Source organism: Tessaracoccus sp. O5.2 (assembly GCF_964266725.1).
Taxonomy (GTDB): Bacteria; Actinomycetota; Actinomycetes; order Propionibacteriales; family Propionibacteriaceae; genus Arachnia; species Arachnia lapidicapta.
In genome coordinates this window covers 100,733-122,592 of sequence record NZ_CAXWGV010000053.1, presented here as the reverse complement: position 1 = coordinate 122,592, position 21,860 = coordinate 100,733, and the positions used below count along the sequence as shown (strand labels likewise).

The following is a 21,860-nucleotide window of genomic DNA, read 5'->3' as shown; positions in this document are numbered from 1 at the left end:
GTGCGCGCACTGATGCGACTCTGGCGATGGTCGCCGTCGTCACGGCCTGCGCGCCGGCCCAGGGCGGCGGGTCCGACGAGCCGGTGGAGTTCGCGGAGATGGCGGCGGCCGCCGAGTCGGGACCCGCAGTGGGGATGGGGGACCGCGTCTTCGCGCACCTCGGCCAGTTCCAGGCGATCGCGGACCTCAACGGCGGGACGCGGGCCAGCGGATCCGCGGGGCATGCCGCGGCGCTCGACTACGTCGAGTCGGTGTTGCGGGACGCCGGTTACGAGACCGTCCGGGTGACGCTCGACGCCGAGCATCCCTCAGCCGGCGCGGCGGACGTCACGGTGCTCAACGGCACCCCTTCCGATCCGGGTGAGGTCATCGCCATGGTCGGCTCCCCGGTGGCCGGTTCGCTGACCGCTCCGCTGCTGGCCACCACCGACCCCACCGGCTGCACCGCGTCCGACTACGCGCAGGCCGACAGCTCCATCGTCCTGGTGCAGCGGGGCCGCTGCTCGTTCGCGGACAAGGCTCATCTGGCCGAGCGGGCCGGGGCGCATCTGGACTCCGTCGCCGAGAGCCCCGGCATCAACGCCAACGCCTCCGGGGTGTCGGTGGCGTTGGCGGTGGCGGAGGAACTGGCCGCGCGCGGCGCGCCGGGAGCCCGGTTCGCGTTCTGGGACGGCACGGAGCAGGGAGTGCTCGGCTCGACCGCCTACGTGCAGGCGCTCGACCAGGCGGCGCTCCGCTCGGCCTGTCGGGGGAGATCTTCGACATGTCCGCGGCCGTCGCGCCGGACCCCTGCTACCACCGCGCCTGCGACACCTTGTCGGCCGTCGACACGGCCACGGTGCGGGCGAGGCTGGGGGCCATCGCCGACGCGACCGTGGCGGCCGTCGCTGACCTCAGCTCGCGCTAGGCGTCGAGGTCCTGCTCGATCATCGCGGCGATGCGCTCGACGGCGTCCGCGTTGTCCGACTCGACGGTGACCTGCGCGCCCTTCTCGGCGCCGAGCGTCATGATCAGCAGCGAGGAGGCCGCGTCGACCTCCGCGCCGTCCATCGAGATGGTGATGTCGTCGTCGTATTCGCCGGCGGCCGCCGCGATGAGGGCCGCGGGGCGGGCGTGGAGGCCCACCACCGATCCGACGGTCACAGTCCTGCTAGGCAACGTGACTCCTTTGCGTATCTCAGGTCCCGGCACCGTCGCCCACGGACTCGCGGCCAAGCATAGCCGGGGCGGAACCCCTTCCCAGCAGCGGGTCGGGGTCCCGGCGGGCGGGCGTCACCCGGCGGTGAGCCACACCGTCGCGTCGGTCGGCAGCACGCGCCCCGGCAGCGCGTGGCTGCTGAGCAGCACGCGGTAGCCCTCCGGCAGGTCGACGGGGGCACCCAGAACGTTGGTGAGGACTCGGACCGGCCCGTTGTCGAAGGCGACGACCGAGGCGCCCGCGTCGATCCACTCCACCTCGCCGCGGCCGAGGCCGAGGCTGCGGCGCAGCGCCAGCGCGTCGCGGTACATCGACCAGGTGGACCCGGCGACGTCCACCTGCCGGTCGGCGGCCGCGTCACGGTACGAGTCCGGCTGAGGCAGCCAGGTGCGTCCGGTCGGGGAGAATCCGAGCCCGGGGGCGTCGGCCGTCCACGGCATCGGGACGCGGCAGCCGTCGCGTCCGGGCTTGGTGAAGTCGGAGCGGAACCAGGCGGGATCCTGGCGGACTTCGTCGGGGAGCGTCGTGTGGTCCGGCAGCCCCAGTTCCTCACCCTGGTACAGGTAGGCCGATCCCGGCAGCGCCAGCATCATGAGCGTCGCCGCGCGGGCACGGCGCAGGCCCACGACGTTGTCCGGCTGCTCGTCGGCGGCGCCGAGGCCCTCGTGGCTGGAGCCCGGCTCCCGGAGGCCGAGGCGGCTGACGTGCCGCAGCACGTCGTGGTTGCTCAGCACCCAGGTCGTCGGGGCCCCGACCGCCTCGTCGGCGGCCATCGTCGCGGTGATCACCTCGCGGTACGACGCGGCGTCCCACGGGGAGTCGAGGAACTGGAAGTTGAAGGCGGTGTGCATCTCGTCCGGACGCAGGTAGAGCGCGAGGCGCGCGGGGTCGGCCACCCAGGCCTCGGCCACGAGCGAGCGGTCGCCGTCGTAGGAGTCGAGGACGCGCCGCCAGCGACGGTAGACGTCGTGCACGCCGTCCTGGTCCCACATGGGCCCGGACTGGCCGTCGAGCAGGGACTGCTCATCGCCATCGTCCGGCAGGCCCTCGGCCTTGACGAGGCCGTGGGCGACGTCGACCCGGAAGCCGTCGACGCCTCGGTCCAGCCAGAACCGCAGGACCCCGTCGAACGCCGCGCGCACGCGCTCGGTCGACCAGTCGAGGTCCGGCTGCTTGACGTCGAACAGGTGGAGGTACCACTGCTCGGGCGTGCCGTCGGGCGCCGTCAGGCGGGTCCAACCCGGCCCGCCGAAGACCGATTTCCAGTTGTTCGGAGGCAACTCGCCGTGCGTGCCCCGCCCGTCGCGGAACAGGTACATCTCCCGCTCCGGCGAGCCGGGGCCGGCCGCCACCGCCTCCCGGAACCAGCGGTGCTCGTCGGAGGTGTGGTTGGGCACGAGATCCACCACGACCCGCAGCCCGGCCGCGTGCGCGGCCTCGATGAGCCGGTCGGCGTCAGTCAGGTTCCCGAAGAGCGGATCGATCTCCTCGTAGTCGGCGACGTCGTAGCCGGCGTCCGCCATGGGGGAGCGGTAGAAGGGGGACAGCCAGATCGCGTCGACACCCAGCGCGGCCAGGTAGTCGATCCGGGAGATGATGCCGGGTATGTCGCCGTAGCCGTCGCCGGTCGAGTCGGCGAACGAACGGGGGTAGATCTGGTAGATGACGGCGTCTCGCCACCATTCAGCGGTCATGCACAGGGTCCTGTCGAGTGTCGGATGATCAGATCGGGGTGGAACAGCATCTCGGTCGGGTCGGGCGGAAGACCGCGGATCGCGGTGAGGAGGGAGCCGACGGCCGCCTGCGTCATCACGGCGACCGGCTGCCGGACCGTCGTCAACGCCGGGTTGGTGAAAGCCATGAGGGCGGAGTCGTCGTAGCCGACCACCGACACGTCGCCGGGCACGTCGAGGCCACGGGAGCGGGCCTCCCGGATGGCGCCCAGCGCCATGACGTCGGAGCCGCAGACGAGCGCGGTGTGACCGGCGTCCAGGAGGCGTGCCGCAGCAGCCTGACCGCCCTCGACGGTGAACAGCGTCGACACCACCGAGCGCTCGTCGAAGCCGAGGCCGAGGAACGCGGCGTGCTTGCGGCGGCTGGGCAGATAGCGCATCTGGCCCACCGCCAGCCCGATCCGCTCGTGCCCGTAGGAGCGCAGGTGGGCGACGGACATCGAGACGGCCTCGGCGTCGGAGCAGGAGAAGAAGGCGCCGTCCACGGACGGGTTGTACCCGTTGATGAACACGGCGGGGACGCCGGCATCGATCAACCGCTGGTAATGCTCGGGGGAGGCCTCGGTGTCAGCTGGGGTGCCGGAGACGGAGATGATCCCGGCGATCTCGACGCCGAGCAGGGCGTCGAGATACTGCTCCTCGCTGGTGCCGCCGGGACCGGCGGTGCAGAGGATCATGTGCCGCCCGGCCGCCGTCAGGACCAGCGCGAGCTCGTTGGCGAACGAGGCGAAGGACGGGTTGGCCAGCTCCGGGACCATGACGGCGATGAGGCCGGCGCCCTCCGCGGGCTCGGGTTCCGTGCCATAGCCGAGCGTCTCGAGCGTCGCCAGGACGGACGCGCGTGTGGCGTCGGCGACGCCGGGCTTGCCGTTGAGGACTCTGGAGACAGTCGCCGTCGAGACGCCGGCGGCGGCGGCCAGGTCGGCCAGCCTCGCGCGGGTGGGAATCATGGTCTCCTCTTCCTTGAGAGCACCGTCTGCTGCAACGTGTCGAGGATAGTTTGCAGGTGTTCGGCAAACTTTGCAACGGTCTTGCAGAAAGCGTTGCAGAATGAGATCGTTCACATTCGGCGCCGTGAGGCTCGGATTGCATCGCGGTCTCACCAAGCGGGGCCAGGGACTCGGCCAGTTGTTATCGAAGTGTTATGCAAGCAGACTTGCAAGCGTTGCAAAAATCGTTACGATTCACATCAGAACGGGCTGCAGTGGAGCGGCCCGGATGACGAAGGAGTTACACACATGCGCAAGAGCTTCCTCGCCGCAGCCGCGGTCGGGCTCTCCCTGACGCTCGCCGCCTGCGGCGGCGGGTCGTCGACCAGCACCCCCTCTGCCACCGGCGACGCCACCACCAGCGCTGCCGCCACCACGTCGTCGGCCCCCGCTGCCGCCGGCAGCCTGACCGTGTGGGCCGACGAGACCCGCATCGACGCGTTCAAGACGCTGGGCGAGACCTTCTCCGCCGAGACCGGCGTCGCCCTGGACGTCGTCCAGAAGCCGTCGGCCGACATCAAGAACGACTTCATCGCGCAGGTCCCGACCGGTGAGGGCCCCGACCTCATCGTGACCGCGCACGACGCGACCGGTGACCTCGTCAAGAACGGCGTCGTGTCGCCCGTCGAGCTCGGCGACAAGGCCGACGCGTTCGGCGACGTCGCCCTGCGCGCCGTCAGCCTCCAGGGCCAGGTCTACGGCGTGCCCTACGCCGTCGAGAACATCGGCCTCGTGCGCAACAACGCGCTCGTCCAGGACACCCCCGCCACCTTCGACGAGCTGATCGCCCAGGGCAAGGGCGTCTCGGGCGCCGAGTTCCCGATCGTGATTCAGCAGGGCGAGAACGGCGACCCGTACCACCTGTACCCGCTGCAGACCTCGTTCGGCGCCCCGGTGTTCAAGTCCGACGCCAACGGCGACTACACCGCGGAGCTCGGCATGGCCGGACCCGAGGGTGAGGCGTTCGCGCAGTACCTGAAGAAGCTGGCCGACGAGGGCGTGCTCTCGGCCTCCATCGGCGGCGACCAGGCCAAGCAGGCCTTCCTCGACGGCAAGTCCCCGTACATCATCACCGGCCCCTGGTGGACCGGCGAGTTCGTGGACGCCGGCCTCGACATCTCCGTCCTCCCGGTCCCGTCGGCCGGCGGCCAGCCCGCCGCCCCGTTCGTGGGCGTCCAGGCCGTGTTCCTGTCGTCGAAGTCCGAGAACCAGCTGCTCGCGCAGCAGTTCCTCGACTTCATGGGCACCAAGGAGACCCAGGACACGCTGTTCGAGATGGGCGGCCGCATGCCTGCCCTGAACGAGTCCGCCGACGCGGTCTCCGACGAGATCCTCGCCGGCTTCGGTGAGGCCGGTGCCGAGGGCCAGCCGATGCCCGCCATCCCCGAGATGGGTGCCGTGTGGCAGTACTGGGGCGGCGCCGAGGTCAGCATCCTCACCGGCAAGGCCGAGCCCGTCGCGGCGTGGCAGACGCTGGTGACCAACCTCGAAGCGGCCTTCCAGGCCTGATCGACCTCTCCGGGGGCTGCGTGGCCACGGCCGCGCAGCCCCCGGACTCCACAGACGCAACGACGCGAAGGCCACCACCTTGAGCAGCACCCCGACCCAGCCGCCACGGCGGCTCTCCCACGCGCGCGACATCTCGCGCCCGGGCTTCTACATCAAGCTCGTCCTCATGATGCTGGTCAACGCGCTTGGCCTCTACGGCATCCTCGCCGCCTACGGCCAGCGGGAGTGGGGCGTCCTCGCCTTCCTCGTCCTCGCCCTCATCATCGCGGACTACGTCTACTTCTCGAAGCGCGCGATCCCCGGCAAGTACCTGTACCCCGGCCTGCTGTTCCTGGCCGTCTTCCAGATCTACGTCATGGTCAACACGGCCTACGTGGCGTTCACCAACTACGGCGACGGCCACAACGACTCGAAGCCGTCGGCGATCACCCAGATCATGAAGACCTCGGACCGCCGCGTCGACGGCACCCCCACCTATCCGGTGACGGTGCTGGACCGCGACGGCGAGATGGCCTTCGCCATCGTCGACGACGACCGCGTCCTGGTCGGCGACGCGGAGGAGCCCTTGAGCGAGGTCGGCGACGCCGTGGCCGAGGACGGCCGGGTCACCGAGGTTCCGGGCGCGACCGTGCTGCAGCTGGCGGAGATCCAGCAGCGGCAGGACGAGGTCCTGGGGCTGCGCGTCAGCATGACCGACGACCCCGACGACGGCTGGCTACGCACCGACAACGCCGCCATGGCCTACGTCGCCAAGTCGCTGCTGCAGTACGACGAGGCCAGCGACACCTTCACCGACGCCGAGGGCACGGTCTACACCGCCGATCCTGCCCAGGGGCTGTTCGTCTCCGACTCCGGCGAGGCGCTCACCCCCGGCTGGCGGGTCCTGGTGGGATTCGACAACTTCACGCGCATGTTCACCGATTCGCGGCTGGCGGGCCCGTTCCTGTCGATCCTCGGCTGGACGTTCGCGTTCTCGATCCTCTCGGTGCTCACCACCTTCGCGCTCGGCCTCGTCCTGGCCGTGGTGTTCAACGACCCGCGCGTCAAGGGCCGCACGATCTACCGTGCGCTGTTCATCCTCCCGTATGCCTTCCCGGGCTTCCTCGCGGCACTCGTGTGGCGCGGGCTGCTCAACCAGGAGTTCGGCTTCATCAACGAGGTCCTGCTCGGCGGAGCCAGCATCCCGTGGTTCTCCTCCGGCATCCTCGCCAAGCTCAGCATCATCGGCGTCAACCTCTGGCTCGGTTTCCCGTACATGTTCCTGGTCGCCACGGGCGCCCTCCAGGCCATCCCGGGGGAGTTGACGGAGGCGGCCGTCATGGACGGCGCCGGACCGTGGCGCCGCTTCTGGTCGATCACGCTGCCGCTGCTGCTGGTGAGCGTCGCACCGCTGCTCATCGCCAGCTTCGCGTTCAACTTCAACAACTTCTCACTCATCTACATGCTCACCGGTGGCGGCCCCAACTACCCCGGTGCTCCGCTGCCGATCGGTGAGACCGACATCCTCATCTCGATGGTCTACGCCATGGCCTTCGAGTCGGGGACCCGTCAGTACGGCCTGGCGAGCGCCATGAGCATCATCATCTTCGTCGTGGTGGGCGTCATCTCGTGGCTGGGCTTCCGTCAGACCCGCAAGCTCGAGGAGATCATGTGATGGCCAGGAAGATCCTCGCCAACGGCGACAACGACACCCGCCTGCGCGGCGCCAAGTGGTGGAGCCAGGTCGGCTGGAAGCACGTCTTCGCGATCCTCATGATCGTCTACTGCGTCTTCCCGCTTCTCTACGTGCTGTCCGCCTCGCTCAACCCGGGTGGCACCCTCACCGGCAGCACCCGCCTGTTCACGACCGTCTCCGGGGTGAACTTCGCAGACCTCATGGAGACCGACTTCCCGCGGTGGATGATGAACTCGTTCATCGTCAGCACCGTCACCGCGGTGGGGACCGTCGTGATGGGGGCGGCCGCGGCCTACGCGTTCAGCCGGTTCCGGTTCGCCGGCCGCCGCGGCGGCCTGACTGCCCTGTTGATCATCCAGATGTTCCCGCAGATGCTCGCCTTCGTCGCGATCTTCCTGCTGGCGCTGACCCTGGGCGAGATCTTCCCGGGCCTCGGCATCGGGTCGAACCTGCAGCTCATCGCCATCTACCTCGGCGGCGCGCTCGGCTCCAACACCTTCCTCATGTACGGCTTCTTCAACACGGTCCCCGCCGACATCGACGAGGCCGCCAAGATCGACGGCGCCACGCACGCGCAGATCTTCTGGGGCATCATCATGCGCCTAGTCACCCCGATCCTCGCGGTCGTGGGGCTGCTGAGCTTCGTCGCCTCCTACGGCGAGTTCATCCTGGCCCGCATCGTGCTGGCCCGCCCGGAGAACTACACGCTGGCCGTCGGCATGTATGTGTGGGGCTCGGACGAGCGCAACGCGCCGTGGTCGCTGTTCGCGGCCGGGGCCGTCGTGGCCGCGGTGCCGATCATCCTGCTGTTCATGTACCTGCAGAAGTACATCGTCGGCGGGCTGCTGGCGGGCGGGGTCAAGGGCTGACGCGCGCCACTGTCACCACCGTCGCGGCGGGCCGGTCCCTTGGGATCAGCTCGCCGCGACGCGCATGTGCGCGCCGGCGTCATGCAGGTCGAGGTGGCACAGCCGGGGCCCCACCTGGATGCGATCGGCGCTGTGCGTTCCGCCGCAGGAGTCCAGGTAGCCGTCGATGAACCCCTGGTGGATGGCGCAGACGACGGGCAGCTCCGCCAGGCCGACCTCGGGGCGGAAGGGGCAGCGGGTGAAGGTGAGCGCGTCCTCGCCCCGGATGGTGCCGAAGCCGCGCTCGGCGAGCTGGGCGACCAGACCGTCCAGCACGTCGGTGGCCGGCTCCGTGTCGTCGCTGACCTCGCGCCCCCACGAGCGGCCGGCCTCCTCCGCCAGCCGCGACGCATCCGGCAGGCTCGACACGAAGCTGCGGATGAGGACCTGGGTCAGCTCCATGAGATGGGAGTTCGTGACGTTGGGGGAGTCGCTCGTCGCCGTGAACAGCAGCGGTGGGCGGCCCAGGTGGCCGGTGGCGCCGGTGGTGCAGTCGACGTAGCCGGCCTCGCGCAGCCCCTCCAGGTGGAACCGCGCGGAGTTCTTGTGCAGCCCGAGCTGGTCGGCCACGTCGGCGACGCTGAGTGGCGCGGCGGCCGACTGGAGCAGGGCCAGGACGCGGGCCCGCGTGGGCCCCAGGCCGTGGTGTTCGCTCGTCACCGACCCAGTTTCTCACGAGCATGGTGGAGTAACTCGGGCGGGGTAGGCTGCACCCCATGCATGGGCCGGGTCTGTTGGACGGGTACGGGAGGGTCGCGCGCGATCTGCGCGTGTCACTGACCGACCGCTGCAACCTGCGCTGCACGTACTGCATGCCCGCCGACGGCCTCGCCTGGCTGCCCACGGAACAGACGCTGACCGACGCCGAGGTGGCCCGCGTCATCGCCGTCGCCGTCGAGCGCCTCGGCGTGACCAGGATCCGGTTCACGGGCGGCGAGCCCCTCCTGCGCCCCGGCCTGGAGCGCATCGTCGCCGCCGCCGCGGACCTGCGCGGACCCGATGGTCGCCCCGAGCTCGCGTTGACGACCAACGGCCTTGGCCTGGACAAGCGCATCGAGAGCCTGGCCGCGGCCGGGCTGGACCGGGTCAACATCTCGCTCGACTCGCTCGATCCTGTCCGCTACGCGCGCCTCGCCCGCCGCGACCGCCTCCACGACGTGCTGACCAGCATCGACGCCGTGGACAGGGTCGGGCTGCGGCCGTTGAAGGTCAACGCGGTCATCATGCGCGGCGAGAACGAGCCCGACATCGTCCCGCTGGCCGAATTCTGCCTGGCCCGCGGCCACCAACTCCGGTTCATCGAGCAGATGCCGCTCGGCCCGCACGGCGAATGGGACCGCAGCCAGATGGTCACCGCAGCGGAGATCCTGGGCGCGCTGGGGGAGCGGTTCGCCCTCACGCCGTTGGACGAGCCGCGCGGGGCGGCGCCGGCCGAGCTCTGGGCCGTGGCTGCCGACGCCGCGCAACCGGGCGGCCGCATCGGCGTCATCGCCTCGGTCACCAACCCGTTCTGCGGCGCGTGCGACCGCACGCGGGTCACGGCAGACGGTCAGGTCCGCACGTGCCTGTTCTCGCGCACCGAGACGGACCTGCGCGGCATCCTGCGCTCCGGCGGATCGGACGACGACCTCGTCGCCGCCTGGACCGGCGCGCACGCGCGCAAGGCCAAGGCCCACGGCATCGACGAGCCGGGGTTCGTCCAGCCGCAGCGCACCATGAGCGCCATCGGCGGCTGAGGTCGTGCGCTGCGCGGTCGTGCTGGCGGGGGGACGCTCCTCGCGCATGGGCACGGACAAGCTGGCCCTGACTCTGGAGGGCGAGACGCTGCTGGGCCGGGCGGTCCGGGCTGCTGCGGCGTGGGCTGAGCGCGTGGTCGTCGCCTCTCCCGAGCGGTCGGACCCCGCGCTGGCCGGGGTCACCGTCGTGCTGGAGGACCCGCCGAACGGCGGCCCCGCGGCCGGGCTGGCCGCGGCCGTGGCGGCGTTGCCGGAGGGCGCCGTCGAGACCCTGGTGCTGGCGGCCGACCTCGCCGACCCGTGGGCTGTCGTCGCCGCCCTCGCCGACGCACAGCGGGGCGACGACGGTGTCGTGCTGGTCGACGACGAGGGCTGGCCGCAGTACCTTGCTGGGCGGTACCTCGTCGCATCTCTGCGCAGGGTCGTCGAGGCCGCCCCGACTGTGCGCGACGTGGCCGTGCGCCGCCTGCTCGCGCCCCTCGTCGTGCGCCGGTTGCCCGCGTCCTCCGAGGTCACCCGCGACATCGACACCCCGGAGCAGGCCCGCGCCGCACGTGTCGAATAGCGCTTCTACGACGCCATGTAATAGCTTTTTCCCGAGAAGTTCGAACGTATCCGTCCTCGGCATGGAAAGCTGACCGCTATGAGCACCGACACCGCGCGAGTCGACGGCCCCGCCTCCGATGCCCTGTTGAAGATCGGCCGGTTCTTCACCCACTGGGACCAGACCGACGACGGCCGGGCCGTGTTCCGTGAGGGCGGCCGGGCCGGGGACGTCTTCTACCGGGACCGCTGGAGCCACGACAAGGTGGTCCGCTCCACCCATGGCGTCAACTGCACCGGCTCCTGCTCATGGAAGGTCTACGTCAAGGACGGGATCATCACCTGGGAGGCCCAGCAGACGGACTACCCGACGACGGGGCCGGACCGCCCCGAGTACGAGCCCCGCGGCTGCCCCCGTGGGGCCGCCTTTTCGTGGTACACCTACTCGCCGACGCGCGTGCGCTACCCCTACGGCCGCGGCGTCCTCATCGAGATGTACCGCGAGGCCAAGAAGCGCCTGGGGGACCCCGTCGAGGCGTTCCGCGAGATCTCCACCGATCCGGCCAAGCGACGCAAGTACCAGCAGGCCCGCGGCAAGGGCGGCCTGGTACGCATCTCGTGGGAAGAGGCCATCGAGATCGCGGCCGCCTCCTACGTCAACACCATCAAGCACTACGGCCCCGACCGGTGCGTGTCCTTCTCACCCATCCCTGCCATGAGCATGGTCAGCCACGCGATCGGCACCCGGTTCACGCACCTCATCGGCGGCGCCATGACCAGCTTCTACGACTGGTACGCCGACCTGCCGGTGGCGAGCCCCCAGGTCTTCGGCGACCAGACCGACGTGCCCGAGTCCGGCGACTGGTGGGACGCCACGTACCTCATGATGTGGGGCTCCAACGTGCCGGTGACGCGCACGCCCGACGCCCACTGGATGGCCGAGGTCCGCTACCGCGGCACCAAGGTCGTCACGGTCAGCCCGGACTACGCCGACAACGTCAAGTTCGCCGACGAGTGGCTGCCCGCGCAGGCCGGCACCGACGCCGCCCTGGCCATGGCCATGGGCCACGTCATCCTCAAGGAGAACTTCGTCGACCGGAAGGTCGACTACTTCGACAGCTACGTCAAGCAGTACACCGACCTCGGGATGCTCATCACGCTGGTCGACCACCCGGACGGCCACGGCCTGGTGCCAGGCAAGTTCCTCACCGCGGCCGACCTGCCCGCGCACGCCGCCGTCAGTGACGCCGCCTTCAAGACGGTCGTCTGGGACGAGGCGACGGCGGGCCCGGCCGTGCCCAACGGCTCGATGGGCTACCGGTACGCCGAGGACGGCGCCGGCCAGTGGAACCTCGACCTCGGGGACATCCGCCCCGCGCTGAGCCTGATCGACCAGGCCGACGCCGACATGGTCGAGGTCGCGCTGCCCTGCTTCGAGGACCCGAAGGGGGAGGGCAGCGTCATCCGTCGCGGCGTCCCCGCCCGCGTGGTCGAGGGTCGCCTCGTCACGACCGTGTTCGACCTCATGCTCGCCCAGTACGGCGTGGGCCGCGACGGGCTCCCGGGCGTCTGGCCCTCCGGCTACGACGACGCCACCGTGCCCTACACGCCCGCCTGGCAGGCCGAGATCACGTCGGTGCCCGCGGAGGCCTGCATCCGGACCGCCCGTGAGTTCGCCCAGAACTCCGAGGAGTCCAAGGGTCGCACGATGATCATCATCGGCGCCGGCATCTGCCACTGGTTCCACGCGGACGTCACCTACCGCGCCATCATCGCGCTGCTGATGATGACCGGCTGCATCGGCCGCAACGGCGGCGGGTGGGCGCACTACGTCGGCCAGGAGAAGTGCCGGCCCATGACGGGCTGGTTCAACATGGCCAACGCGCTCGACTGGTCGCGCCCGCCGCGCACCATGATCGGCACGGCGTACTGGTACATGCACACCGACCAGTGGCGCACCGACGGCTTCTCGGCGGACCGCATCAAGTCGCCGCTGTCGACCGGCAGCCTCGACGGGACGCACACCGCAGACGCCATCGCCCTGTCGCACCGCCTCGGCTGGATGCCCTTCTACCCCCAGTTCGACCGCAACCCGCTCGAGCTCGCCGACGAGGCCGAGGCCGCCGTCGCACGCGGCGAGTACGCCACGCCGCAGGCCTACGTCGCGGCGCAGCTCAAGTCGGGCGAGCTGAAGAGCGCCGTCGAGGACATCGACGCCCCGGAGAACTGGCCGCGCACCATGATCCTGTGGCGGTCCAACCTGTTCGGGTCGTCGGCCAAGGGCAACGAGTACTTCCTCAAGCACCTCCTCGGCACGCACAACAACGTCATGGAGAACGGCCACGGCGCAGACCAGCGGCCCGAGGTGGTGCGCTGGCACGACGACGCCCCCGAGGGCAAGCTCGACCTCCTCATCACCGCGGACTTCCGCATGACCAGCTCGACGCTGCTCAGCGACATCGTGCTGCCGGCGGCCACGTGGTACGAGAAGTACGACCTGAGCTCCACCGATATGCACCCGTACGTCCACGCGTTCACGCCGGCGATCGACCCGCCGTGGGAGGCCAAGAGCGATTTCGACGTCTTCACCGAACTCGCGCTGAAGCTGTCGCAGCTGGCCAAGGGCCGCCTCGACACGCGCCGCGACCTGGTCGCCGTCGCGCTGCAGCACGACACCCCGGGTCAGATCGCGCAGCCGGGCGGGCACGTGCCGGACTGGCGCGGGACCGACATCGAGGGCGTGCCCGGGAAGAACATGCCGGTGTTGGCCGTCGTCGAGCGCGACTACACGGCGATCGCCGACAAGCTGCTCACCGTCGGCCCGCTCGCCGAGAAGCTCGGTTTCACCGTGAAGAACATCACGTACCAGGTGGGGCACCAGGTGCACCAGCTGGCGCAGAAGCACGGCGTCTACCCGTCGGGACCCGCCGCTGGGCGGGCCGCCATCAACACGGACCAGCGCATGGCCGAGGCGATCCTGACCTTCTCGGGCACCACCAACGGCGAGCTCGCCACGCAGGGCTTCCGGGACCTGGAGCGCAAGACCGGCCGCAAGCTGGCCGACCTGTCGCTGGGCTCGGAGGAGAAGCTCATCACGTTCGCCGCGACGCAGCAGTCGCCGCAGCCGGTCATCACGTCGCCGGAGTGGTCCGGCTCGGAGACCGGTGGCCGCCGCTACGCCGCCTTCACGATCAACACCGAGCGCCTCAAGCCGTGGCACACCCTCTCGGGGCGGATGCACTTCTTCCTCGACCACGACTGGATGACCGACGCCGGCGAACAGTTGCCGACGTTCCGGCCGCCGCTGGACATGACCAAGGCCTACGGGGAGCCGGAGCTCGGGCCGAACGGGGAGAAGGCCATCACGCTGCGCTACCTGACGGTGCACAACAAGTGGTCGATCCACTCCGAGTACCAGGACAACCTGTTCATGTTGAGCCTGGGCCGTGGCGGACCCCAGGCATGGCTGAGCGTCGGTGACGCGGCCAGCATCGGGGTCAAGGACAACGACTGGATCGAGCTCACCAACGCCAACGGCGTCTTCGTGGCCCGTGCCGTCGTCACGCCGAAGCTGCCGGACGGCATCTGCTACGTGCAGCACGCGCAGGAGCGCACGATCGACGTGCCGAAGTCGGAGGCCACGGGCCGCCGCGGCGGCATCCACAACTCGGTCACCCGCATCCTGCTGAAACCGACCCACCTCATCGGCGGATACGCGCACCAGGCGTACGCCTTCAACTACATCGGTCCCACCGGCGTGCAGCGCGACATCGTGTCGACGGTGCGGCGCCGTTCCCAGGAGGTCCAGTACTGATGGCCAAGCAGCGGCGCGTGATGGCCCAGGTGGCCATGGTGATGAACCTGGACAAGTGCATCGGCTGCCACACCTGCTCGGTGACCTGCAAGCAGGCCTGGACCAACCGGGCCGGCACCGAATACGTGTGGTTCAACAACGTGGAGACCCGCCCGGGGCAGGGCTACCCGCGCACCTACGAAGACCAGGAGAAGTGGCAGGGCGGCTGGGTCCGGACGAAGTCGGGCCGGCTCAAGCTGCGCTCCGGCGGCCGGTTCAAGAAGCTGCTGAGCATCTTCGCCTCGCCGGTGCAGCCCGAGCTCACCGACTACTACGAGCCGTGGACCTACGACTACGAGAACCTGGTGCAGGCCCCCCTCGGCGACGACTTCCCCGTCGCTCGGCCCAAGTCGCTCATCACGGGCGACAACATGGCGATCAAGGCCTCCGCGAACTGGGACGACGCGCTGGGCGGCATCCACGAGACGGGGCAGGACGACCCGATCGTCAAGAAGCTCCGCGAGGACGCCAACCTGCAGATCAAGTTCGAGTACGAGAAGACGTTCATGTTCTACGTGCCGCGCATCTGCGAGCACTGCCTGAACCCCTCGTGCATGGCGGCCTGCCCCTCCGGCGCGATCTACAAGCGGGCCGAGGACGGCATCGTGCTGGTCGACCAGGACAAGTGCCGCGGCTGGCGCCAGTGCATCACCGGGTGCCCGTACAAGAAGATCTACTTCAACCACCGCTCCGGCAAGGCCGAGAAGTGCACCATGTGCTACCCGCGCCTCGAGGTTGGCCTGCCGACGGTGTGCTCGGAGACCTGCGTGGGCCGCCTGCGCTACATCGGGATCATCCTCTACGACCCCGACATGGTCACCAAGGCCGCGCTGGCCGACGACAAGGACCTCTACCAGGCGCAGCTGGACCTCATGCTGGACCCGTCGGATCCGCAGGTCATCGCCGACGCGAAGGCCAACGGCATCCCGAACGACTGGCTGGCCGCCGCCCAGAAGTCGCCGGTGTACGCGCTGATCAAGCACTTCAAGGTCGCGCTGCCGCTGCATCCCGAATACCGCACCATGCCCATGGTCTGGTACGTGCCGCCGCTGTCGCCCGTGGTGGACCTGCTCAAGGCGCAGGGCCACGACTCCGAGGCCGGCGGCAACCTGTTCGGGGCCATCGACTCGCTGCGTATCCCCGTGGAATACCTGGCGGAGCTCTTCACGGCGGGCGACACCGAGGTGGTCACGCTCGTCCTGCAGAAGCTCGCCGCCATGCGCTCCTACATGCGCGACGTGACGCTGGGCCGCGAGCGGCAGCCGGAGCTGGCGCACGCCGTCGGCATGGAACCGGGCGCGATGGAGCAGATGTACCGGCTCCTGGCGATCGCGAAGTACGACGAGCGCTACGTCATCCCCAAGGCGCACCGCGAGCAGGCGCACAACCTTGAGGAGATGGGCTGCTCCCTGGACTTCGAGGGCGGACCGGGCTCTGGCGGCGACGGCCCGTTCGGCACGTCGTCCGGCCGGGTCGTTCCAGTGGCCATCGAGAGCTTCGCCGACGCGCGGGCGCGGCAGCGCGACGCGAGCGGGGCATGATGTCGGCGGTCGTATTCCAGGCGGCGGCGCTCCTGCTCAGCTACCCCGAGCAGGAGCTGCTGGACCGTCTCCCTCTCATCGAGGAGGCGGTCGCGGAGGCCGGCGCGGCCCAGGACTTCGCGCCGACGTTCGCCCACCTGCGGAGCCGGCCGCTCATGGAGCTGCAGGGCTGGCACGTCCAGGAGTTCGACCTGTCCCGGCGGCACGCGCTGCATCTGACCTATTGGACCGACGGCGACACCCGCCGGCGCGGCGAGGTGCTGGCCGCCATCAAGCAGACGTACCGCGACTCCGGCCTGGTCGTCGACCTCGACGGGGAGTTGCCCGACTTTCTGCCGATGGTGCTGGAGTTCGCCGCCGTCGGGCACCCGGAGCTCGGCCGGGCGCTGCTGACCACCTATCGGGCCAGCCTCGAGTTGCTGCGCATCGGCCTCGCGGAGGACAAGCTGCCGCAGGCCGGCGTCGTCGCGGCGGTGTGTGGCGCTCTCGGCGGCCCGTCTCCGCGCACGCGCTCGGAGGTCCGCGACCTCCTGGGCGGACCGCCCACCGAGGCCGTCGGGCTCGAGCCCACCCTCCTGCCCTACCCGCAACTGCAAGGGAGCTAAGCGATGGACGTTCTGCTGTGGGGGATCCTGCCCTACGTGGTGGTGCTGGTGCTCGTCGGCGGGCTCATCTGGCGCTACCGCTTCGACCAGTTCGGCTGGACGACCCGCTCGTCGCAGCTGTACGAATCGAAGCTGCTGAAGATCGGCTCGCCGATCTTCCACTTCGCGCTCATCGCCGTCCTCATGGGACACCTGGTCGGTCTGCTGATCCCCAAGGCGTTCACGGACTGGATCGGCATCGATCAGCACACGTACCACGCCGGGGCGCTGTACGGCGGCGGGCTGGCGGGGCTGGCGCTCATCGTCGGTCTCGTGATGCTCATCTGGCGGCGCCGCTCGACGTCGGCGGTCTTCAAGGCCACGACGTGGAACGACAAGATCATGTATCTGGTGCTCGCCACGGTCATCGGTCTCGGCATGGTGGCCACGTTGACCGGCGACACGACGCCCACGGGCGAGGAGCACAACTACCGCGAGACGGTGTCGGTGTGGTTCCGCTCCCTGTTCGTGTTCCAGCCCGATGTCGAGGCGATGGGCGCAGCGACCTGGCAGTTCAAGACGCACGTGGTCGTCGGCATGCTGCTGTTCGCGATCATCCCGTTCACCCGACTCGTGCACGCGTTCTCGGCCCCGTTCCACTACCTGTTCCGGCCCTACATCGTCTACCGGTCCCGCGATGCTCAGGGCGCGCGGCAGTCGGCGACCGTTAAGGGCCGCGGATGGGATCCGGTCGGGACCCCCGACAACCAGCGCTCCCGCCGCTGACCCACTGACCCCGCCGTCGGCCCGGCCCAGCCGCGCCGACGGGAGGAACCCTGCCCCGACGACCATCAGGAGACCAGTGAGCAAGCACCTGATCGAGGTGCCCCCCATCCACGAGACGGGCAAGGGCGCCGGCCGGGTCCTGACGATGTCGACCATCGCCTTCACCGTGATGTTCGCGGTGTGGCTGATGTTCGGCATCCTCGGAGTGCCCATCCAGAAGGAACTGGGCCTCACCGACGTTGAGCTGTCGTGGATCTCCGCGCTCGCCGTCCTCAACGGCTCCATGTGGCGGCTGCCCGCCGGCATCATCGCCGACCGCATCGGCGGGCGGCGCGTCACGCTGTTCCTCTTGTTCGCCACCGCGATCCCGACGTTCCTGGTGTCGAAGGCCGACGGCTACCCGCTGCTGCTCGCGCTTGCGTTCCTCGTCGGCTTCGCCGGGAACCTGTTCTCGGTGGGCACCACCTGGAACGCCGCCTGGTACTCCCGCGAGCGGCAGGGCCTGGCGCTGGGCGTGTTCGGCGCCGGCAACGTCGGGGCGTCGGTGACCAAGTTCATCGGGCCGCCGCTCATCGCCGGCACCGCCGGGGTCACCTATGCGTTCGGCATCGAGGGCGGCTGGCGACTGGTGCCCGTGATCTACGCGGTGCTGCTGCTTGTCGTCGGCGTCATCACGTGGCTCGTGGTGCCGCACGTCGACCGCGCGCCTGGGCGCGGGAAGCCCCTCCGAGAGATGTTGCTGCCGCTCAAGCACATGCGCGTGTGGCGGTTCAGCCTCTACTACGTCGCGGTGTTCGGCGCCTACGTGGCGCTGTCGGCCTGGTTGCCGAAGTACTACGTCGACAACTTCGACGTGTCGCTGACCACCGCCGGCCTTTTGACGGCCACATTCATCTTCCCGGCCTCACTGCTGCGGCCCGTCGGGGGGTGGCTGTCGGACCGCTACGGGGCGCGGCGCGTCATGTACTGGACCTTCGGACTCATGCTCCTGACCTCCGGTGTCCTCATGATGCCCAACGGGCATATCGTCATCGACCACGCCGACGGGACCCAGACCGAGCATCTCGCCTACAGCCTTAACGTGTGGTTCTTCGCGCTGCTCGTGTTCCTGCTGGGCTGTGCGATGGGTCTGGGCAAGGCTGCGGTGTTCAAGCACATCCCGGAGTACTTCCCCGACAACGTCGGTTCGGTCGGCGGCCTCGTCGGAACGCTCGGCGGCCTGGGCGGGTTCATCCTGCCGCCCCTGTTCGCGTACACGAAGGCGTGGTCCGGGTTCCCGACCAGCACCTTCTTCGTCATCTTCGTCCTGACCGTCATCTGCGCGGCGTGGATGCACCTCACCATCGTCAAGATGCTGCACGACAAGTCCCCCGAACTCGCCGGCACCATCGAACTTCCCCTTGAGGAGGCCAAGTCATGAGCACCAAGCTCGAGACGAAGGGCGACTGGCTCCAGTCCTGGGATCCGGAGGATCCCCAGAAGTGGGACAGCAAGCTCGCCTGGAACACCCTTGCCGTCACCACGTTCACGCTGACGCTGTGCTTCGTGGCGTGGTTCCTCCCCAGCGCCATCGTGCCCAAGCTCAACGCGCTCGGCTTCGACTTCACGAAGGAGCAGCTCTACTGGATGGCGGCCATGCCCGGCCTCTCCGGCGGCCTGCTGCGCCTGGTGTGGATGGTGCTGCCGCCCAAGATCGGCACCCGCAAGATGGTCACCCTGACCACACTGCTGCTCGTCCTGCCGGTCCTCGGCTGGGGCGTCGAGGTGACCAACCCGGACGTGCCGTACTGGCGCCTCATGGGGCTGGCGTTCCTGTCCGGCATCGGCGGCGGCGCCTTCTCCGGCTTCATGCCCTCCACCTCGTACTTCTTCCCGAAGCGCCTGCAGGGCACCGCCCTCGGGCTCCAGGCCGGCATCGGCAACTTCGGCGTCTCGCTGGTGCAGCTCCTGACGCCCTGGCTCATCACGTTCGGCATGTTCGGCTTCCTGGGCTCGCAGCAGATGACCCTCGCGGGCAAGGAGCCGGTCGTCGTCTGGTACCAGAACTCGGCGCTGGTCTACCTGCCGTTCATCGTCGCGGGCGCGATCTGGGCGTACATCGTCCTGCGGTCGGTGCCGATCAAGGCCAACATCAAGCAGCAGTTCGACATCTTCGGCAACCAGGACACCTGGTGGATGACGATCCTCTACATCATGACCTTCGGCACGTTCTCGGGCCTGTCTGCCCAGTTCGGCCTGCTCATGCTCAACCTCTACGGCGCGGGCAACACCGACATCGTCGAGGGCTCCGGCACCACGGCCACCATCCTCGTCGAGGGCTACACCCTGCCGGACCCGGTCAAGTTCGTGTTCCTCGGCCCGCTGGTCGGCGCCGGGGCGCGCGTCCTGTTCTCGCCCCTGACCGACCGCATGGGCGGCGCCATCTGGACGCTCATCTCCGGCATCGGCGTGCTGGGCTCGATTCTCTTCACCATGCCCGCGCTGACGCCCGACACCTCCAGCGCCGCCGCGCTGCAGGGCGACTTCAACCAGTTCCTGTGGGGCATGCTGCTGATCTTCCTGTTCTCCGGCATCGGCAACGCGTCCACGTTCAAGCAGATGCCGATGATCTTCGAGAAGCGGCAGGCCGGCGGCGTGATCGGGTGGACCGCGGCGATCGCCGCCTTCGGGCCGTTCCTGTTCGGCGTGGGCCTCACCATCATGAGCCCGACGTTGTTCTACGCCGTCGGAGCGGTCTGGGCCGTGGGGTGCATCGCCATCACGTGGTTCCGCTACGCACGGCCGGGTGCCCCGAAGCCCAGCTGACGGTGTCGCGGGCGCCTGCCCGGGCGCCAGGCGCCTGCCCTCCGTCGAGACGCCTGCCCTAACGCTGGACGCCTGCCCTCCGCCGCCTGCCTTACGTCCAGCCGCCTGTACTAGAGCGCAGGCTCCCGGTGAGCGCCTGCCTAACGTCGCGCCGCCTGCTTTCTAGCGCAGGCGCCCCGCGCTAAGGCAGGCGGCCCCGGCGCTCGGGCAGGCGTCCCGCGCTCGGGCAGGCGTCCCGCGCCAAGGCAGGCGTCCCGCGCTAGGGCAGGCGCCGCCGCTCCAGGGCGTTGGACAACAGCCGGATCCACGACGACGACTCGCAGTTAGGCTGGTCAGTGTGAAGCAACTCGCAGGGGTGACGGCCGACGACGTCGACGTGGCCGCGCTCACCGCGTTCGTCAGCGACGACCGCGCGGGCGCCGTCGTCACGTTCGGCGGCATCGTGCGCAACCACGACCACGGCGTCGCGGTGACGGGCATCGAGTATGTCGGCCATCCGACGGCGGACGCTGTCATGCGGGATCTGGTCGCCGAGTTCGCGGACCGGGAGGGCGTGCACGCGATCGCGGCGCAGCACCGCGTCGGCACGCTCGGCATCGGGGGAGTGGCGCTGTTCGTCGCCGTCGCCGCGTCGCACCGGGCGCAGGCGTTTGGCTGCGCATCCGACCTCGTCGAGCTCGTCAAGGAGCGCCTGCCGATCTGGAAGAAGCAGTTCCTCGCCGACGGCACGCACGAGTGGTCGATGTGCCCGTGATGCTGAGCGTCGAGGACTATCTGGACCGGGTGCTCGGCCTCGCCACGGTCCTCCCCGCGGAGGACACGCCCATCGGCGACGGGTGGGGCCGGGTCCTCGCCCAGGACCTGCCCGCGCGCCTCGCGGTGCCGCCGTTCGACAACTCGGCCATGGACGGCTTCGCCGTGCGGGCCGCCGACTGCGCACCCGGCGCCGTGCTGCGGGTCGTCGGCGACATCCCCGCGGGCGCCACGGGCACGCCGACGGTGGGGTCCGGCGAGGCGGCCCGGATCATGACGGGCGCCCCGCTGCCTCCCGGCGCCGACGCCGTCGTCCCCGTCGAGCTGACGGACCAACCGATGGGCGCGGCGCCGCTTCCGTCGAGTGTCGTCGTCCGGGACTCGGCATCCGCGGGGCGCCATGTGCGTCGCGCCGGGGAGGACGTGCGGGCTGGCGACCTCGTCCTCCGCGCGGGCGCCGTGTGGTCGCCCGAGGCGGCCGCGGCCGCCGCATCGATCGGGTACGGGTCTGTGCCGCTGCGTCGTCGCCCGCGGGTGGCCGTGTTGGCCACCGGCTCCGAGCTGGTCGCGCCCGGCGCGGCCGTGGGCTTCGGCCAGATCCCGGACTCGAACTCACTCCTGGTGGCCGGGCTCGTCGAGCGGTTCGGCGGCGAGGTGGTGCTGTGCCGCGCGGTCGACGACGACCCCGCACGCTTCGCCGCCGCCATGGACGATGCCGTGGCCGCGGACATCGTCGTCACGACCGGCGGGGTCTCGGTCGGGGCGTTTGAGGTCGTGCGCCAGGTGGTCGAGGACCGGATCGAGTTCGTCAAGGTCGCCATGCAGCCGGGCAAGCCCCAGGCGTGCGGGACCCTGCGCGATCCGGACGGCCGTGGCGTGGCGTTCCTGGCCCTGCCCGGCAACCCCGTCAGCGTCTACGTGAGTTCGTACGCGTTCCTCCGCCCCCTCATCGCGGCGTTCCAGGGGCTTCCCCCGTCCTGGCCGGGCGCGGACCTGCCGGTGGCCGAGGGGTGGCGCAGCCCGCCCGGGCGGCGGCAGTACACGCCCGTGCGCATCGTCGACGGCGCGGTGCGGCCGGCGCATCGCCTGGGATCGGGTTCACACCTGGTGGCGTCGCTGCACCTGGCCGACGGGCTCGCCGTCGTCGCCGAGGACGTCGATGGTGTGTCGCCGGGCGACGTCGTCGCGGTGCACCGCACTCGCGCCTGAGCGGGCGCGCCGGGGCTCGACACCCGGCACACCCGGCA

The 21,860-nt window shown here is 70.0% G+C and carries 18 protein-coding genes; 14 read left to right on the top strand and 4 right to left on the bottom strand.

Going from position 1 to position 21,860, the window contains the following annotated elements; translation table 11 throughout:
- Positions 1 to 26: 26 nt before the first annotated feature.
- On the top strand, positions 27 to 977 hold the full coding sequence (locus ACFQPD_RS13180; protein ID WP_385901210.1) for a M28 family peptidase: 951 nt from the start codon (positions 27 to 29) through the stop codon (positions 975 to 977).
- Here ACFQPD_RS13180 and ACFQPD_RS13175 read toward each other — a convergent pair.
- From ACFQPD_RS13175 to ACFQPD_RS13165, 3 genes are all read right to left on the bottom strand, one after another.
- Positions 904 to 1,158 (bottom strand): HPr family phosphocarrier protein, encoded by a 255-nt coding sequence (locus ACFQPD_RS13175; RefSeq protein ID WP_068752680.1) that lies wholly within the window; start codon positions 1,156 to 1,158, stop codon positions 904 to 906. The two genes, ACFQPD_RS13180 and ACFQPD_RS13175, sit on opposite strands and share 74 nt — an antisense overlap.
- Before the next feature lie 114 nt (positions 1,159 to 1,272).
- Positions 1,273 to 2,892, bottom strand: a complete 1,620-nt coding sequence (locus tag ACFQPD_RS13170; protein ID WP_385901208.1) for a glycoside hydrolase family 13 protein — start codon at positions 2,890 to 2,892, stop codon at positions 1,273 to 1,275.
- Entirely contained in the window at positions 2,889 to 3,881 is a 993-nt protein-coding gene (locus ACFQPD_RS13165) for a LacI family DNA-binding transcriptional regulator (protein ID WP_385901207.1), read from the bottom strand. Before ACFQPD_RS13165 ends, ACFQPD_RS13170 begins: the two co-directional genes overlap by 4 nt.
- A gap of 288 nt (positions 3,882 to 4,169) precedes the next feature.
- Here ACFQPD_RS13165 and ACFQPD_RS13160 point away from each other — a divergent pair, with 288 nt between their 5' ends.
- The 3 genes from ACFQPD_RS13160 (at position 4,170) to ACFQPD_RS13150 (ending at position 7,973) form a co-directional block, all read left to right on the top strand.
- A complete protein-coding gene (locus ACFQPD_RS13160; protein WP_385901206.1) occupies positions 4,170 to 5,429 on the top strand; it encodes an extracellular solute-binding protein in 1,260 nt (419 codons plus the stop codon).
- Positions 5,430 to 5,508: 79 nt separating this feature from the next.
- Positions 5,509 to 7,083: an ABC transporter permease subunit gene (locus ACFQPD_RS13155; protein WP_385901204.1), complete on the top strand. Its 1,575-nt coding sequence runs from the start codon at positions 5,509 to 5,511 to the stop codon at positions 7,081 to 7,083.
- Positions 7,083 to 7,973 carry a sugar ABC transporter permease gene (locus ACFQPD_RS13150; RefSeq protein ID WP_068752675.1) on the top strand — a complete coding sequence of 297 codons (891 nt, stop codon included), beginning with the start codon at positions 7,083 to 7,085 and terminating at the stop codon, positions 7,971 to 7,973. Before ACFQPD_RS13155 ends, ACFQPD_RS13150 begins: the two co-directional genes overlap by 1 nt.
- Positions 7,974 to 8,018: 45 nt before the next feature.
- Here ACFQPD_RS13150 and ACFQPD_RS13145 read toward each other — a convergent pair whose 3' ends face one another.
- A complete protein-coding gene (locus ACFQPD_RS13145; RefSeq protein WP_385901202.1) occupies positions 8,019 to 8,672 on the bottom strand; it encodes a helix-turn-helix transcriptional regulator in 654 nt (217 codons plus the stop codon).
- A 56-nt stretch (positions 8,673 to 8,728) separates the two neighbouring features.
- Here ACFQPD_RS13145 and moaA point away from each other — a divergent pair, with 56 nt between their 5' ends.
- From moaA to glp, 10 genes are all read left to right on the top strand, one after another.
- Entirely contained in the window at positions 8,729 to 9,748 is a 1,020-nt protein-coding gene (gene moaA, locus ACFQPD_RS13140; RefSeq protein ID WP_385901201.1) for a GTP 3',8-cyclase MoaA, read from the top strand.
- Between the two features lie 4 nt (positions 9,749 to 9,752).
- Positions 9,753 to 10,313: a molybdenum cofactor guanylyltransferase gene (locus tag ACFQPD_RS13135; protein ID WP_385901200.1), complete on the top strand. Its 561-nt coding sequence runs from the start codon at positions 9,753 to 9,755 to the stop codon at positions 10,311 to 10,313.
- 78 nt (positions 10,314 to 10,391) lie between these two features.
- Complete coding sequence (locus ACFQPD_RS13130; protein ID WP_385901199.1) at positions 10,392 to 14,105, top strand: nitrate reductase subunit alpha; 3,714 nt, start codon at positions 10,392 to 10,394, stop codon at positions 14,103 to 14,105.
- Positions 14,105 to 15,685, top strand: coding sequence for a nitrate reductase subunit beta (gene narH / locus ACFQPD_RS13125; RefSeq protein WP_068752670.1), 1,581 nt, complete (start codon positions 14,105 to 14,107; stop codon positions 15,683 to 15,685). Before ACFQPD_RS13130 ends, narH begins: the two co-directional genes overlap by 1 nt.
- A complete protein-coding gene (gene narJ, locus ACFQPD_RS13120; RefSeq protein ID WP_385901197.1) occupies positions 15,685 to 16,290 on the top strand; it encodes a nitrate reductase molybdenum cofactor assembly chaperone in 606 nt (201 codons plus the stop codon). Before narH ends, narJ begins: the two co-directional genes overlap by 1 nt.
- Positions 16,291 to 16,293: 3 nt before the next feature.
- Positions 16,294 to 17,055 (top strand): respiratory nitrate reductase subunit gamma, encoded by a 762-nt coding sequence (gene narI / locus ACFQPD_RS13115; protein WP_385901196.1) that lies wholly within the window; start codon positions 16,294 to 16,296, stop codon positions 17,053 to 17,055.
- A gap of 76 nt (positions 17,056 to 17,131) precedes the next feature.
- Positions 17,132 to 18,475: a nitrate/nitrite transporter gene (locus ACFQPD_RS13110; RefSeq protein WP_385901195.1), complete on the top strand. Its 1,344-nt coding sequence runs from the start codon at positions 17,132 to 17,134 to the stop codon at positions 18,473 to 18,475.
- Complete coding sequence (locus tag ACFQPD_RS13105; RefSeq protein ID WP_385901193.1) at positions 18,472 to 19,860, top strand: MFS transporter; 1,389 nt, start codon at positions 18,472 to 18,474, stop codon at positions 19,858 to 19,860. Before ACFQPD_RS13110 ends, ACFQPD_RS13105 begins: the two co-directional genes overlap by 4 nt.
- A gap of 337 nt (positions 19,861 to 20,197) precedes the next feature.
- The gene (locus ACFQPD_RS13100) at positions 20,198 to 20,614 is read left to right on the top strand and encodes a molybdenum cofactor biosynthesis protein MoaE (RefSeq protein WP_068752665.1); all 417 of its coding nucleotides are present in this window, start codon (positions 20,198 to 20,200) and stop codon (positions 20,612 to 20,614) included.
- The gene (gene glp, locus ACFQPD_RS13095; protein WP_385901191.1) at positions 20,614 to 21,822 is read left to right on the top strand and encodes a gephyrin-like molybdotransferase Glp; all 1,209 of its coding nucleotides are present in this window, start codon (positions 20,614 to 20,616) and stop codon (positions 21,820 to 21,822) included. The genes ACFQPD_RS13100 and glp overlap by 1 nt, the downstream gene beginning before the upstream one ends.
- Positions 21,823 to 21,860 lie beyond the last annotated feature (38 nt).

Excerpts from the sequence above, each read along its gene's own strand:
- narH (WP_068752670.1), top strand. The coding sequence starts at position 14,105 with ATGGCCAAGCAGCGGCGCGTGATGGCCCAGGTGGCCATGGTGATGAAC.
- glp (WP_385901191.1), top strand. The coding sequence starts at position 20,614 with ATGCTGAGCGTCGAGGACTATCTGGACCGGGTGCTCGGCCTCGCCACG.
- ACFQPD_RS13150 (WP_068752675.1), top strand. The coding sequence starts at position 7,083 with ATGGCCAGGAAGATCCTCGCCAACGGCGACAACGACACCCGCCTGCGC.
- ACFQPD_RS13160 (WP_385901206.1), top strand. The coding sequence starts at position 4,170 with ATGCGCAAGAGCTTCCTCGCCGCAGCCGCGGTCGGGCTCTCCCTGACG.
- narJ (WP_385901197.1), top strand. The coding sequence starts at position 15,685 with ATGTCGGCGGTCGTATTCCAGGCGGCGGCGCTCCTGCTCAGCTACCCC.
- ACFQPD_RS13130 (WP_385901199.1), top strand. The coding sequence starts at position 10,392 with ATGAGCACCGACACCGCGCGAGTCGACGGCCCCGCCTCCGATGCCCTG.
- ACFQPD_RS13180 (WP_385901210.1), top strand. The coding sequence starts at position 27 with ATGGTCGCCGTCGTCACGGCCTGCGCGCCGGCCCAGGGCGGCGGGTCC.
- ACFQPD_RS13165 (WP_385901207.1), bottom strand. The coding sequence starts at position 3,881 with ATGATTCCCACCCGCGCGAGGCTGGCCGACCTGGCCGCCGCCGCCGGC.
- narI (WP_385901196.1), top strand. The coding sequence starts at position 16,294 with ATGGACGTTCTGCTGTGGGGGATCCTGCCCTACGTGGTGGTGCTGGTG.
- moaA (WP_385901201.1), top strand. The coding sequence starts at position 8,729 with ATGCATGGGCCGGGTCTGTTGGACGGGTACGGGAGGGTCGCGCGCGAT.
- ACFQPD_RS13170 (WP_385901208.1), bottom strand. The coding sequence starts at position 2,892 with ATGACCGCTGAATGGTGGCGAGACGCCGTCATCTACCAGATCTACCCC.
- ACFQPD_RS13105 (WP_385901193.1), top strand. The coding sequence starts at position 18,472 with ATGAGCACCAAGCTCGAGACGAAGGGCGACTGGCTCCAGTCCTGGGAT.